The following is a 13,444-nucleotide window of genomic DNA, read 5'->3' as shown; positions in this document are numbered from 1 at the left end:
TGGCCGCGGTCAGACGAGCCGGGTCGGTGCCGCCGACTCGCCTGACCGCCGGGTTCAGCGGACGTGGATGTTCGGTTGTGGCGGGGTGCTCATGCCGTTGCCGAGGAAGAAACTCGGGTGTGGTGGTTGGTTGTAGGCGGTGTTCTGCCACGCGATGGCGACGCGGTACTGGGGGTCGTGCAGCAGGGTGTGGATCCGCCGGTCGGTCTGCGTCGCGGTGGCATAGATGCGCAGTGCGGCGTTGTCGTCGCGAGGCAGGATGACTTCCTCGCGCCAGTCGCCGAACAGGTCACCCGACAGCGACGGGGTGGATTTGGTGCCGTTGATGGAGTGTGCGCCGGAACCGGTGAGCAGCCGGGTGTCGCCATTGGTGCCGTACTTGTCCACGTGGTTGCCGTCGAGCAGCTCGCGCACCGGGTCGGCGTCCCACCAGGCGAGGAAGTTCGCGCTGGCGGGTGCTCGTCCGACGCTGCCGCCGGAGGAGTTGAACGCGCTCGTCAGACCGGTTCCCTTGCCCCAGAACTCGGCGCCGGGGTTGCCGGCGTACACGTCTCCGGCCACGCCGCGAGCCGGGCCCTCGCAGTTGCAGGTGTTGTTCTTCTGCATGATGACGGCACCGGTGCGGGCGTCCCGCAGGGTGGCGGCGGCACCGGAGCTCTGCTCGTGGATCTGCCAGATTTCCTGACCTGGGCGGCCCGGCACGAAGTCGCTCACGTGCAGCGCGTCGCCGTGGGCGTAGAAGTTCGTGGTGTAGCGGCCTGTGCCGTCGGCGTTGATGGTCATGCCGCCGTAGATGATCTCGTCGGTGCCGTTGCCGTCGACGTCCGCGATGGACAGGGAATGGGTGCCCCGCCCGGTCCACTGCCGGCCCGCGGTGCCGGAGTCGAACTTCCAGCGCCGGGTGAGCCGGCCGTCGCGGAAGTCCCAGGCCGCGATCGTGCTCTTCTCGTAGTAGCCGCGGCCCATGATGATGCTGGGCCGTTGCCCGTCGAGGTAGGCGGTGCCCGCGAGGAACCGGTCACCGCGGTTGCCGTTGCAGTCACCCCAGTCGCAGATGTTGCCGCGGGCCGGGTCGAAGTTCGCGGTGGACATGACGGCACCGGTGAGACCGTTGAACACGGTCAGGTACTCGGGCCCGGTGATGATGTAGCCGGAGGAGTTGCGGTGGTCCGCCCCGGCGTTGCCGATCACCTGTCCGGTGCCCGAAACCGTGCCGTCACCGGTCTTGACCGCCAGTTCGGCCCGGCCGTCGCCGTCGTAGTCGTACACCTGGAACTGAGTGTAGTGCGCACCGGCGCGGATGTTGCGGCCGAGATCGATCCGCCACAGCCGCTGTCCGTTGAGCCTGTACGCGTCGATGTAGACGTTGCTGGTCCGACCGGACTGCGAGTTGTCCTTCTGGTCGCTGGGATCCCACTTGAGGAAGATCTCGTACTGGCCGTCGCCGTCCGCGTCGCCGACACTCGCGTCACCGGCCGTGTAGTTGCTTCCCGGCCGGGAGATCGGCACGTCCAGGTGGTTGCCTTCGGTGAAGCGCAGAGACGGCTTGGACGGCTCCTGCTCCACCCCGTCCCTGACCGCGCGGACCGTGTACCCGGCGTCCGCGGACGCCCCCGAATCCAGGAAGTTCGTGGAGTTGGTGATCGGCGAAGCGTTCAGTTTCGTGGTGCCGCGGTAGACGTTGAACCCGGTCGAGGCCGGCTCGGTCCCGAACAGCCGCCACGACACCAGGTTGCCGGATCCGGAACGCACGCTGACCAGGCCCCGGTCGAGGTCTTCCACCTGCCTTCCCTCGGCCGGCGGCGTGCCGCCGACCTCGAATTCGAGGTAGTCGATGTTCGCCAGGCCGTCGGCGGTGGTGGGGCTCAGCCGAAGTGTGTTCGTGCCGGCGTTCACCGGCACGGTGAGCGTCTTCGTGCCCCACGCGGTCCAGGCACCCGTCGGCGCGAACGTGACGCCCGTGTGGGCGACCGCGCCGTTGATCAGCAGGTCGGCGGGACGGTCGGCGGCTGTGCCGTTGGCGTACCGGACGGCGACGGTCGCTGTGCCGGCTGCGGATGCGGTCGCGGTGAACTGCGCCGCCGCGCCGATCGCGTTGCCGCCGTTGCAGAACCCGCTGCCGGAGTGGCCCGCGTGGTTGGACTCGACGGCACCGTCGCAGGTGGCCGGTGCGCTTTCCGCTTCATGACGGGTCGCCGCAGCCGAAGCCACCGAGATGACAAGACCGTTGCCGGCCAAGGCCAAGGCCACGATGCCGGTGGCCAGCCGTGTGGTACGTCGTCTGTGCGAGAACATGGTCGACCTCCGAGAGGTGAGTCGAACGATGTCGAATGCCGCGACGGCACAGCGGTCTGGAGGAGATCGACCGCATAACGCGTCGTTGGTGTGGAAAGTGCCTTCCGACGGCGGCCTGTGGCGGCTCAGTGCGTGCGGTGCACGGTTGCTCAGGCTGACACGCCGTCGAGCTGGAAGGTCTGCACCTGGCCCGCGGCGAACGGAACCCGAAGCTGTTTTCCGGCGAGGCGGACGTCGGTGCGCTGCGTGTAGCGGTCGTTGCCGCTGGTCGTCGAGGTGGACCAACGGGTGATCAGGCCGGTCGGCAGGGTGCCGAACCGGGACAGGTCGAACGTGATCGTCTGTGCCGACGTGGCGGTGTTGACTCCCACGACGACAAGGCGGCGAGCAGACGGGTCGTAGGCGACGGCGGCGTTTCCAGTGGAAGCCGAGATGACGCGCATGCCCGGCCGGATATGGCGGGTGAACTGCGCGAGCACGTACAGCTTGTTCTGGACGGAGCCGGCCTGCAGGGTGTTCGGGTCGTAGCTGATCAACGCCCAGACCGGCGTCGGGTCCATCACCTGCCAGAAACACCACGCCGTCGGGTGCAGCCAGCGCCAGTCCAGGCACAGGTTGCTCGCCATCGAGAGCCCTGTGCCGTCCCTGTCGCCGTACTCGGAGTTCCATAGGACCTTGCCCGCCGACCGGGCGTCGGTGTGGACGAGGTCACGCCGCCCTCCCGAGCCCTGGTAGCCGTGGACGTTGATCTGGTTCACGACGGACTTCGTGGCGGCGTCGAAGGAGCTCCACGTGCTGTGCGCGGCGTCGTAGCTGGTCTCGTCCGACGCCGCGATGCGCATGCCGGACAGGCCGCGGTTGTTCATCTCCTGGCGCAGGTACTGCAGCACGGTCCGCTGGACGGCTGGATCGAAGTGACAGCCCTCCTGTTTCCCTGTCGCGGACCAGTAGTTCGACGCCGGTTCGTTGAACGGGGAGATCGTGCGGAACGTGACGCCCCAGTGGTCGCGGAAGTGCCTCGCCACCTCGGCCAAATGGACGCCGTGGTTGCGGTAGTTCCACGACTGCAGGTTGTTGTTCGAGGCGTTGGCTGCGCCGGAGGGGTTGTGGTTGATACACATCCACCACACCGGCGAGTTGGAGAACAACTCCGTCATCGCGCCGCGTGCCGTGGCTTTGACCACCGCCGCACGCTGCTTGGCATCGGCGGTCCACTTCCACGCGGACGAGGTGGGATCGGCGTTGCGCCAGTCCTGCCAGTAGGTCTCGATCTGTTTGAAGCGAGGGATGTTCGGCGAGGTGACCATGGTCTGCCCCTCGACGGAGTTCCAGCTGCACGCGCCGACGTTGTAACGCGCGATGTTCATCCCCAGACCGGGAAGCGACCGTCCGTTGTAGACCACGTTCTTGGTGGTGAACCACAGGTCCGCGAAGTCGTCACGGTCGCCGAACACGTTGGCCCACCAGGCGAGTGAGGTTCCCCAGCCTTCCCACGTGCCGTGGTCGGTGCCTGGATCGATGGTGATGGTTTCGTCTGCGCGGGCACTTCCCGTGCCCACCGCCGTCGCCGCGACGGCGGCCGCTGCACCGGACAACATTGTCCTGCGGGTGACCATGAGGATCTCCAAACTCGGCTCGTCCGGTACGGCTAACGAAGGCCGCTCATGATGGCGCTGACGATGCCCTGCTGCGTGACCGCGTAGCTCCTCCGGTCGAACAGTCCGAACCCGTACTGGCCGTTGTGGCCGTTGTCCCAGTAGACGGTGGCCGCGCCGTACTTCTTCGAGGTCGCCACGACGGCGCGGGCGAAGTCGGCGCGGTACCTGTTGTTCGACGAGTCGAACGACGACTTGTCGATCGAGCCGTATTCACCGACGACGACGGGGTATCCCTTTGTCACGAAGGTGTCGCGCATCAGCTTCAGCTGGGAGTCCAGGTAGTCCTCCTGTCCCCAGGTGGACTTCCTCGACGGGTTGGTCGACCCTCGTCCCCACTGCGTGATCTTGCCGTTCTCCTCCCCGGCGAAGTCCCACGGGGCGTAGTAGTGCACGGAGATCATGATTCGCTTCTCGTTGCTGGGAACGGAAGGGGAGCGGAACTGGTCGGTCGGCAGCCTGAAACCGTAGTTCCCCGCGGTGTAGTCGATGTTCGTGTTCCAGCCGGGCACGAGCAACCATCGCGAACCGTTGTTGCCACCGGCCCTGCGCACGGTGTCCACGAAGATCTGGTTGTAGCTGTTGATGTTCGAGTAACACGGCTGGGTCGGGCGGCCGAACTGCCCGTCGAAGTTCTCGTTCATCGATTCCAGAATCAGGCGCTGGTCGTAGTTCTGGAACCTTCGCGCGATCTGCTCCCACGCCTTCTGGTACTTGGCCCTGATCGTCGTCTGGGAGGACGAGTCGCAGATCAGCCAGGAGCCGGCGACGTTCTTGTAACCGTCGCCGTGCATGTTGATCAGCACGTGCATGCCGCGGCTGTAGGCGTAGTCGACGACCTGCTGGATCCTGTTCAACCAGGAGGAGTTGATCGGGTAGTTCGGCCCTGAACCGATGTGCCGCAGGTAGGAGACCGGGATTCGGATTGTTTTGAACCCCGCGGACTTCACCTTGTCGATGAGGGCTTGCGTGATGACGGGCTGGCCCCACGCCGTCTCGCCGGGAGTTCCGTCGATGGTGCTTTCCAGCTGGTTGCCCAGATTCCAGCCGGCGCCCATGTCGGCAACGATCTGCGAGGCGTTCAGCTGGTCCGCGGTGCCGGCCGATGCCGGACTGACCAAACAGGACGCGGACGCGGCAGCCGTGAGCACGGCGGAAAGGAGACCGACCCTGATCCTACTTGCCTTCGAACCCATATGTCTTTCTCGCTTCCGGTCTTGAGCGGCCAAAACCAGCCGATCTGCCCACGGCGTCCGCCGGGATGTGGGAAAGCGCTTTCCAACATGGCAGGGCCGATCGGTTCAGTCAATCCCTTGTGGCGCTTCGAACCCGCGCGTTCGACTTGGTTCGACGAATTCGACTCGAAGTGGTGCGGGTGGCTCGCCGTCGTCTTCCGGCCGTGGTGACCCGGACACGGCGGCGTACCAAGGGCTGCCCAGCCGCACGCTGACGTCGTAGTGACCGGGGGGCACGGTGAAGCGGCCGGTGCCGGTGCAGCCCGGCGGCGCCGAGGACGCGGACCCGGTCGGAAGGGCGACGAGGGCGCCCGCGGTGAGTGCCACGCCGAGCACCGAACGCAGGACGGCGGTCCGGTCGAGCATGGTTCTCCTTGGTGGTGGGTGGTCATGAGTGGTGTTCCGCAGGGCGTGGTACGCCTCGCGGGCGGAGTCCAGGCGGTCCTCTTGAATCGTTTCAAAAGCCGCACGTCAGGCACCTCCGGTCTCGATCTCTCAGGGATTTGGAGCGGAACGGCAGCAGGTCGCTGGTGTCCGGAGGCTACGAGCACAGTACAGCGACGTCAATGTCATCTGTGGAGCGCTGAAACCGACGATCTGTCGAACGGCGTCGAAATCGCGGTCGAACTCCGCGTGTGGTTATCGCTGACATACCAAGAGATTACGCGTGCCCAGGTTCGACTCCGGCCAACAGAGCCGTACACAATGGACGATCGTCCGGACTCTTCGGCAGTTCCTCCGCCGGTGCGGCCCGTGCCGCTACTTCAGGTGTGCGGCGAACCTGATGTTCTGATCACGCAGGGCTTTCGCGACTACCTGTGCGATCTGTCGCGCGCCCACCGACTCGAAGTGGGTGTGGTCGTTGCAGAAGCAAGGCGCCCACGGGGCCTCGGGTGTAGGCGCCGTTGTTCGGGCAGAACTTCAGCGAGTTGTAGAGGGTGTGGCTCAACTTCACCACGGCCGCTGCACCCACGGCGGCGAGCCCCGGCCCTGGGTGAGGAGAACCAGCGTCTCAGCCGCACGACCGTGGTCCTGAGCGTCCCGGCGGGACCCCTCGCCGGGGCGCGCTACGGCGTCATCGCGGGCTTGCTGACCGTGCCGTCGCGCAGGCGTGCGCGGACGTCCTCGGCCGCCGCGTGCCCCAGGTCGGTGAGGATGGCGAGCGCCCGCTGCCAGTGCTCGTGCGCGGCGGCCGGGTCGCCGGACTCGCCGTGCAGGTCGCCGAGGTGCAGCAGGCTGATCGACTCGTAGTAGTGGTCGCCGAGTTCGCGGTACAGCCTGATCGCCGTCTCGTAGCAGGTCACCGCCTGCCGGTGGTTGCCGAGGTGGTGGTGCGAGTAGCCGAGCGTGTCCCAGGTCGCGGCCTCGCCGTCGCGGTCCTTGATGCGGCGGTGCAGGACGATCGACTCCTGGCAGTGCACCAGTGCCTGGTCGTAGTCGCCGACCAGCGCGTAGCACCAGCCGGCCGTGTTGAGGGCGTTGGCGTGGCCCACGCCGTTGTCGGCCAGCAGGCGGTGGAGCGACAACGAGCGCTGGGCGTGGTTCAGGGCCTCGTCGTAGTCGTGCGACTGTTCCAGCAGCAGCGCCAGGTTCGTGTGCGTCCTGGCCTGGCCGCCGAGGTCGCCCGCCCGCTGGTAGAGCTCCAGCGCCCGCGCGTAGTGGTGGCGGCTCTCGGTCACGCGGCCCAGCCGTGAGTGCGCGCGGCCGAGGTTGCGGTGGGCGGCGGCTTCCAGGGACAGGTCGCCGAGCCGGGCCGCGGCCGCCCGGGACACGAGCTGGCAGCGGATCCAGTCCTCCCAGTGGCCCTGGCGTTCCAGGAAACCCGACACCACCCAGGTGAGCTCGGCGGCATGGCGGTCGGCGCCGTGGCGGACCGCGTGTTCGGTGGCCGCCAGCAGGACGCGGTGTTCCGCGACGAACCAGGCCGTGGCGTCGGCGTAGGCGGCGATGTCCTCGACCTGCACTCCGGGGTGTGGCGCGGCGGGGGTCACCTCGGTGCGCTGCGGGTTGAGCAGCACGGCGGCGGCGTGTCCGGTGTGGAGGTAGTGGTCGAGGACCCGCATCGTCGAGGCCCGCCGGTCGGCCTCGGATTCCTCCTCTCGCGCGGTTTCCTCGGCGTGCGCGCGCAGGAGGTCGTGGAACGTGAAGCGGTCCGGGAGGTGCTCCAGGACCAGGTGGGCGTCGGCGAGCTCGGTCAGCAGTGCCCGCACCCGCGGCACCGGCAGGGCCGCCAGGCTGGCCGCCGCCGCGACGCTCGTGTCCGGCCCGGGATGCGTGCCCAGCAACCGGAACAGCCAGGCCGCGGGTCCGCTCAGCGCCCGCGTCGACCACGAGAACACGCTGCGCAGGTCCGCCCGTGCGTCTCCGCCGGACAGAGCGTCCAAACGGGCCGTGCGCAGCTCGGTAGCGAAGCGCGCCAACGGGAAACCGGGGCGGGTCGCCGCCCGTGCCGCCACCACGGCGAGTGCCAGCGGCAGGCGGGCGCACAGCTCCACGATCTCCGTCACCGCCGCGGGTTCCGCGGCCGTGCGGCGCTGACCGACGCGCCGCGCCAGCATCCGCTTCGCCTCCGCGGGCGGCAGCACGTCCACGATCACGGGGTGCGCGCCCTCGTTGGCGACCAGCCCGACCAGCGGGGTCCGGCTGGTGACGAGCACCGCGCACGCCCCGTCGCCCGGCAGCAGCGGGCGCACCTGGTCGGCGTCGCGGGCGTTGTCGAGCAGCACGAGCACGCGACGACCGGCCAACCTGCTGCGGTACAGCGCCGCCTGCGCCTCGATGCCGACGGGGACCCGGTCGGGCGCCACCCCGTGCGCGGTCAGGAAACCGCGCAGCGCCTCCGACGGGTCGACCGCCGTTCTGCTCGGGTCGAACCCGCGCAGGTCCACGTACAGCTGGCCGTCCGGGAACCGCGGCGCGGCCCGGTGCGCCCAGTGCACGGCGAGCGAGGTCTTGCCGACACCGGCCGGTCCGGTGATCGCGGCGATCGGTGTGGCGTCCTCGCTCGCATCGGCCAGAACCGTGTCCAGCCGGCGCAACAACGGGTCGCGGCCGGTGAAGCCCGCGGTCCCGGCCGGGAGCTGGCGGACCGCGACGGGCGTGGGCGCCGCCCGTGGTGTCGCGGGCAGCTGTTCGGGAGAGGCGGCGGGCTGGTCAACCGGCAGTGCCGGAAGACCGCGCGCGACGGCGGCCAGCACGTTCGCCTCCGCCGCCTCCAGCCGCAGCGCGTCGATCAGCAGCCGCACCGACGCGCTGCGCGGCCGCCGCAGCGTGCCGTTCTCCAGCCGCCGGATCGTCCGCACGCTCAGCCCCGCCCGTCCGGCCAGCTGTTCCTGCGTCAGCAACGCCCTGGTCCGCCAGGCGCGCACCAGCTCGCCGAGCTCGCCCGGCGCTAATCGGCCGCCTGCGTCGTCGGACATCAGTTCCCCCAGAGTGTCCGGTCAATGTCCGGTCGCGGACCTGTCCCCTGTGATCGCGACCACGGCAGAGTCTAGTCGCGGACCGGCAAGAGGCGGTCCACAACGGCATGGGGGACAAGTGGCGGACCTGATCGGTCTGGACGAGGCCGAGAAACTCGATGTAGCGCAGGTGCACGAGCTCTACCGCAAGTACGTCAACAGGAGCCAGGTCCGGCTGATGACGTCGTTCGGCTTCGGCCGTGACCTCGTCGACCACGCCGAGGGTGCATACGTGTACACCCGCGACGGTCGCAAGATCCTGGACTTCACGGGTGGTGTCGGCGTGCTCAACCACGGGCACAACCACCCGCGCATCCTGGCCGCGCGGCGGAGGTTCCAGGAACGACGGCGCATGGAGGTGCACAAGACCTACTTCTCGCCCTATCTCGCGGCGCTGGGCCACAACCTCGCGGCGGTGCTGCCCGGCGACCTCACGCGCTCGTTCGTGCCGAACTCCGGCGCGGAGGCCGTCGAGGGCGCGGTCAAGCTGGCCTACAAGTACCACGGCGGCGCGCGGCAGCGGATCCTGCGCGCGGACAACAGCTTCCACGGCAAGCTGCTCGGCTCCGGCGGTCTCACCGGTGGAACGCAGAACCACTTCGCGTTCCCGACGATCCCGGGCATCGGCACGTTCACCTACGACGACCTCGGCTCCGTGCGCCGCGAGATCGACGCCTCCCGTGACGCACGGGGCCGCAGCGACGTCTACGCGCTGCTGGTCGAACCCTTCAGCGCCTCCACGATGCGGTGGTGCTCCGAGGAGTTCCTGCGCGGCCTGCGGGAGCTGTGCACCGCCGAGGACATCGTGCTGGTCTTCGACGAGATCTACACCGGCTGGGGCAAGACCGGCAGCATGTTCCACTTCACCCGGTACGACGGGCTGGTCCCGGACGTGGTCACCACGTCGAAGTCCTTCGGCGGCGGGAAGTCCTCGGTCTCCGCCTACGTGGCGCGCGAGCCGGTCTTCCGCAAGGCCTACGACAACATGACCGACGCGATGATGCAGAGCACCAGCACGACCTACTACGGGTTCGGCGAGGAGACCGCGACCGCCATCGAGGCCATCGCCATCGCCGTCGAGGACGACTACCCGGCACGCGCCCGCGCGCTGGAAGCGGTTCTGGCGCCCGGACTGGAACGCATCCGCAAGGCCCACCCGGACTGTGTCGCCGACGTGCGCGGCGCGGGAGCGTTGTTCGGGGTGTTCCTCACCGGCGGGCCCAAGGTCCTCGACCTGATCGCGAAGCTGCCCGCGGGCCTGGCCAAGGACCCGTTGATCCGCACCAAGGTCGTGACCGCCGCGGTGATCGACACGTTGTACCGCAAGCACGACATCTACACCTACAACACGCTCAACGGCCGCAGCCCGCTGATCGTGAGTCCACCGCTGGTCGCCGAACCCGAGGACGCGGAACGGTTCCTCGACGCCCTCGACGCCACGCTGGAGGAGGGCATGACCCGCCTGCTGGGCCGGTTCATCCGCGAGCGGGTGACGTCGTGGTGACCCGCGTCGCCGTCACCGGCGCGGCCGGCGTGCTGGGCTCGCACCTGGTGGAACGGCTGGTGTGCGACGGGTACGAGGTCCGCGCGTTCGACCTGCGGCCGGTGCCGGAACGACCGGGGCTGACGTCGAGCACGGGCGACATCCGCGACCCGCGCGCACTGGCACAGGCGTTCGGCGGGGCCGACGCGGTGGTGCACTGCGCCTCCGCGCTGCCCAGCTACCCGGCGGCCGACATCAGGTCCATCGTGGTCGAGGGCACCACGACCGTGCTGGAGGCGGCGCGCGCGGCGGCGGTCACGAGGGTCGTGCACATCTCCTCGACCGCCGTCTACGGGCTGCCGCGCCTGGTGCCGACGCCCGAGGAGCACCCGCATGAGCCCGTGGACACCTACAGCGGCGCCAAGGCGGCGGCCGAGGTGGTCGCGCAGCGGTTCCGCGACGAGGGAATGTGCCTGCCGGTGTTGCGGCCCAAGACATTCCTGGGGCCGGGTCGCATGGGGCTGTTCGACATGCTGTTCCAGTGGGCCGAGGAGGGCCGCAACTTCCCGGTGCTGGGCAGGGGTGACGTGCGGATCCAGATGCTCGCGCTCGACGACCTGGTGGACGCGGTCGTCACCGTGCTGCGGGCACCGGAGTCGATCGCCTGCGACACCTACAACATCGGCGCCGCGGACTTCGGCACGCTGCGCACCGACTTCCAGGCGGTGCTGGACGCGGCCGGGCACGGCAAACGGATCGTGTCGGTGCCCAGCGGACCGGCGGTGGCCGTGCTGAAGGGCCTGGAGCGGACCCGGCTCTCGCCCGTGTACGGCCGGCTGGTGCACAAGTTGCTCGCCGACTCGTTCGTGAGCGTCGACAAGGCTCGCGACCGGCTCGGGTTCCGCCCCGGTAAGTCCAACCGCGACGCGATCCTGCAGACCTACGAGTGGTGGCGCACGCGACAGGCGGACGCGCCCGCCGCCGGGGGCGGGCGCACGAGCCGCGACCCGTGGCGGCAGGGCGTCCTGGGCCTTGCGAAGGTGTTCTTCTGACATGACAACCGAAACCACGACGGAGTCCACAACGGACTCACAGGGGCGTCGGTGGTGCTGGGGGACGCGGCTCGTCGTGACCGCCGCGGTGGCGTGGGCGGTGTTCCTCGTCCTGCACGTCCTGCTGGCGGGGGAGTGGTGGGTGTGGCTGGCGCTGGAGGCCACCCCGCCGGTCGCCCTGGTGGTGGTGCCGGTGGTGCTGCTCGCGGTCACCTGGTTCGCACGACCCGTGCGGCGCGGGCTGGCCGTCGTGCTGGCCGTCCTGCTGCTGGCCGGCGCCTGCCTGGCGGGTTACGTGCCGACGTGGCCGGACGACACCTCCGCGAAGGGCACCGAGGTCAAGGTCTTCGCCTGGTCTACCGACTACTGGCGGATGTCCGACGACGAGGACGCCTTCTACGCGTTCCTGCGCGGCCAGGACGCCGACGTCTACCTGCTGCAGGAGTACCTGTACTGGGAGGGCGACGACCGGCCGGTCCGCATCGACGACACCGCCCGGCTGCGCGCGGAGTTCCCCGGTTACGAGGTGTCGGTCGACGGTGAGCTGCTGACGCTGAGCCGGCTGCCGGTCGTCGCCACACACCACCAGCCCGACCCCGGCACCGAGACCGGTTGGTACTGGCAGGGCCGCAAGTCCCAGCGCACCGACGTCCTGGCCGGTGGCCGCACGGTCTCGTTCTACAACGTGCACCTGCCGGTGCCGTTCCGCATCGGCGACGACCCGTTCGGCGCCGAGTTCTACCGGTTCCTGCACGAGCAGGGCACCTGGCGGCTGCGCGAGCTCGACCGGTTGCGCGCCGACCTCGCCGCCAACCGCAACCCGGTCGTCGTGGCCGGCGACTTCAACTCGCCCTGGATGGAGCTCACCGGGCTGGGCGCGGGCACCCGCTCGCACCACCCCGGCGGTGGCACCTCGTCCACGCCGTCCTGGCCTGTCTCCGACTACTCGCTGCCGCGTCTCTGGCGGCTGGACTGGCTCTACACCTCCGGCGACCTGGTCGTGCCCGGCTACCGCTTCGGCGGCGGCGAGGCGTTCTCCGACCACGCCGCGCAGGAGATCAGGATCGCCGTCCCGCCCGCGTCTTGAGACCTGAGAAAGGGAAACACTGTGCCGCACGCACGACAGTTCGACGTGACGGTGATGCTCGACTACTACGCCCCCTACGTCAGCGGCCTGACCGAGTCGGCGCGCCTGACCGCGGAGGGCCTGGCCCGCCGCGGCTGGCGGGTCGCGGTGGTCTGCGCCCGGCACGACCCGGCGCTACCCCGCCACGAGGTCCTCAACGGCGTCCACGTGTTCCGGGCGCCGGTGCTCGCCAAGGTCAGCCGCGGGTTCCTCAGCCCGGCGCTGCCGGTGCTGGCCGGGCGGCTCGCCGCCCGCTCCGACCTGCTGCACATGCACCTGCCCAACCCCGAGGCGGCGTTCGTCGCCGCCGCGCGCGGACGCGCCAAGCTCGTCGTCACCTACCACATCGACGCGTTCCTGCCCGACGGCGCGGTGAACCGCTTCGGGCTGTGGGCGGTCGACCAGGTGTGCAAGGTGGCGGTGCGCAAGGCCGACCTCGTCATCACCAACAGCGAGGTGCAGGCGCGGGGATCGCGGATCTGGCCCACCATCCGGCGCCGCGCCCTGCTGCCCATCCCGTCCCCGTGCCTGGACCGCACCGGCGGCGCTCCCGTGCTGCGCGACGGGGACGGCCTGCACATCGGGTTCATGGGCCGGATCGCCGTGGAGAAGGGCATCGAGCACCTCATCCGCGCGTTCCGGGCGATCGACGACCCGGCCGCCCGGCTGCTGATCGCCGGCGACGACCGGAACGTGGCCGGCGGCAGCAACATCGCCGAGCTGCGCCGCGAGGCCGCCGGTGACACGCGGATCCGGTTCACCGGGCTGCTGCGTGACCAGCAGGTGCGCGACTTCTACGCCTCCATCGACGTGTTCGCGCTGCCGTCGATCGCCGAGTCGTTCGGCATCGTGCAGGTGGAGGCGATGATGACGGCTGTTCCGCCGGTGGCCACCGACCTGCCCGGCGCGAACCACCCCGTGGCGGCCACCGGGTTCGGCCGGCTCGTGCCGCCGCGCGACCCCGTGGCGTTGCGGGAGGCACTGCTGGAGATGGCCGCCCTGCCCGCCGAGGACCGCGAGGCGGGCCGGGAGGCGGCGACGAAGCTGTTCGGTGGCGAGACGTCGCTGGACGCGCACGAAGAGGCGTTCCTGCGGCTGCTGGGCGGTCGGCGCTCGTGAGGCGGCTCAGCGAGGGACCCG

9 protein-coding genes are annotated in these 13,444 nt (G+C 69.5%); 4 read left to right on the top strand and 5 right to left on the bottom strand.

Annotated features, from left to right (window positions below; all coding sequences use genetic code 11):
* Nucleotides 1-54 precede the first annotated feature (54 nt).
* The 5 genes from IG04_RS0102630 to IG04_RS0102610 all read right to left on the bottom strand — a co-directional run bounded on the left by IG04_RS0102630 (nt 55) and on the right by IG04_RS0102610 (nt 8,604).
* A complete protein-coding gene (locus IG04_RS0102630; RefSeq protein WP_030474880.1) occupies nt 55-2,295 on the bottom strand; it encodes a rhamnogalacturonan lyase family protein in 2,241 nt (746 codons plus the stop codon).
* A gap of 149 nt (nt 2,296-2,444) precedes the next feature.
* On the bottom strand, nt 2,445-3,911 hold the full coding sequence (locus IG04_RS0102625; protein WP_030474879.1) for a glycoside hydrolase: 1,467 nt from the start codon (nt 3,909-3,911) through the stop codon (nt 2,445-2,447).
* Between the two features lie 32 nt (nt 3,912-3,943).
* The gene (locus IG04_RS0102620) at nt 3,944-5,101 is read right to left on the bottom strand and encodes a glycoside hydrolase family 5 protein (protein WP_245815838.1); all 1,158 of its coding nucleotides are present in this window, start codon (nt 5,099-5,101) and stop codon (nt 3,944-3,946) included.
* 150 nt (nt 5,102-5,251) lie between these two features.
* Nucleotides 5,252-5,551: a hypothetical protein gene (locus IG04_RS0102615; RefSeq protein WP_030474877.1), complete on the bottom strand. Its 300-nt coding sequence runs from the start codon at nt 5,549-5,551 to the stop codon at nt 5,252-5,254.
* Between the two features lie 701 nt (nt 5,552-6,252).
* Nucleotides 6,253-8,604 (bottom strand): ATP-binding protein, encoded by a 2,352-nt coding sequence (locus tag IG04_RS0102610; RefSeq protein WP_051768736.1) that lies wholly within the window; start codon nt 8,602-8,604, stop codon nt 6,253-6,255.
* Between the two features lie 118 nt (nt 8,605-8,722).
* On the opposite strand from IG04_RS0102610, the gene IG04_RS0102605 reads away from it, so the two are divergent.
* From IG04_RS0102605 to IG04_RS0102590, 4 genes are read left to right on the top strand one after another with little or no spacing between them, the layout of a single operon-like run.
* The gene (locus tag IG04_RS0102605) at nt 8,723-10,147 is read left to right on the top strand and encodes an aspartate aminotransferase family protein (RefSeq protein ID WP_036013448.1); all 1,425 of its coding nucleotides are present in this window, start codon (nt 8,723-8,725) and stop codon (nt 10,145-10,147) included.
* Nucleotides 10,141-11,178: an NAD-dependent epimerase/dehydratase family protein gene (locus tag IG04_RS0102600; protein WP_030474874.1), complete on the top strand. Its 1,038-nt coding sequence runs from the start codon at nt 10,141-10,143 to the stop codon at nt 11,176-11,178. The genes IG04_RS0102605 and IG04_RS0102600 overlap by 7 nt, the downstream gene beginning before the upstream one ends.
* A gap of 1 nt (nt 11,179) precedes the next feature.
* Nucleotides 11,180-12,265 (top strand): endonuclease/exonuclease/phosphatase family protein, encoded by a 1,086-nt coding sequence (locus IG04_RS0102595; RefSeq protein WP_144065117.1) that lies wholly within the window; start codon nt 11,180-11,182, stop codon nt 12,263-12,265.
* 21 nt (nt 12,266-12,286) lie between these two features.
* The gene (locus tag IG04_RS0102590; protein ID WP_030474872.1) at nt 12,287-13,423 is read left to right on the top strand and encodes a glycosyltransferase family 4 protein; all 1,137 of its coding nucleotides are present in this window, start codon (nt 12,287-12,289) and stop codon (nt 13,421-13,423) included.
* The last annotated feature ends 21 nt before the right edge of the window (nt 13,424-13,444 follow it).

The sequence above is a fragment of the Lentzea albidocapillata genome (assembly GCF_000719115.1).
GTDB classification, from domain to species: Bacteria; Actinomycetota; Actinomycetes; order Mycobacteriales; family Pseudonocardiaceae; genus Lentzea; species Lentzea albidocapillata.
The sequence above is the reverse complement of the archived record's forward strand: the minus strand, read 5'-3'. Positions and strand labels throughout refer to the sequence as shown.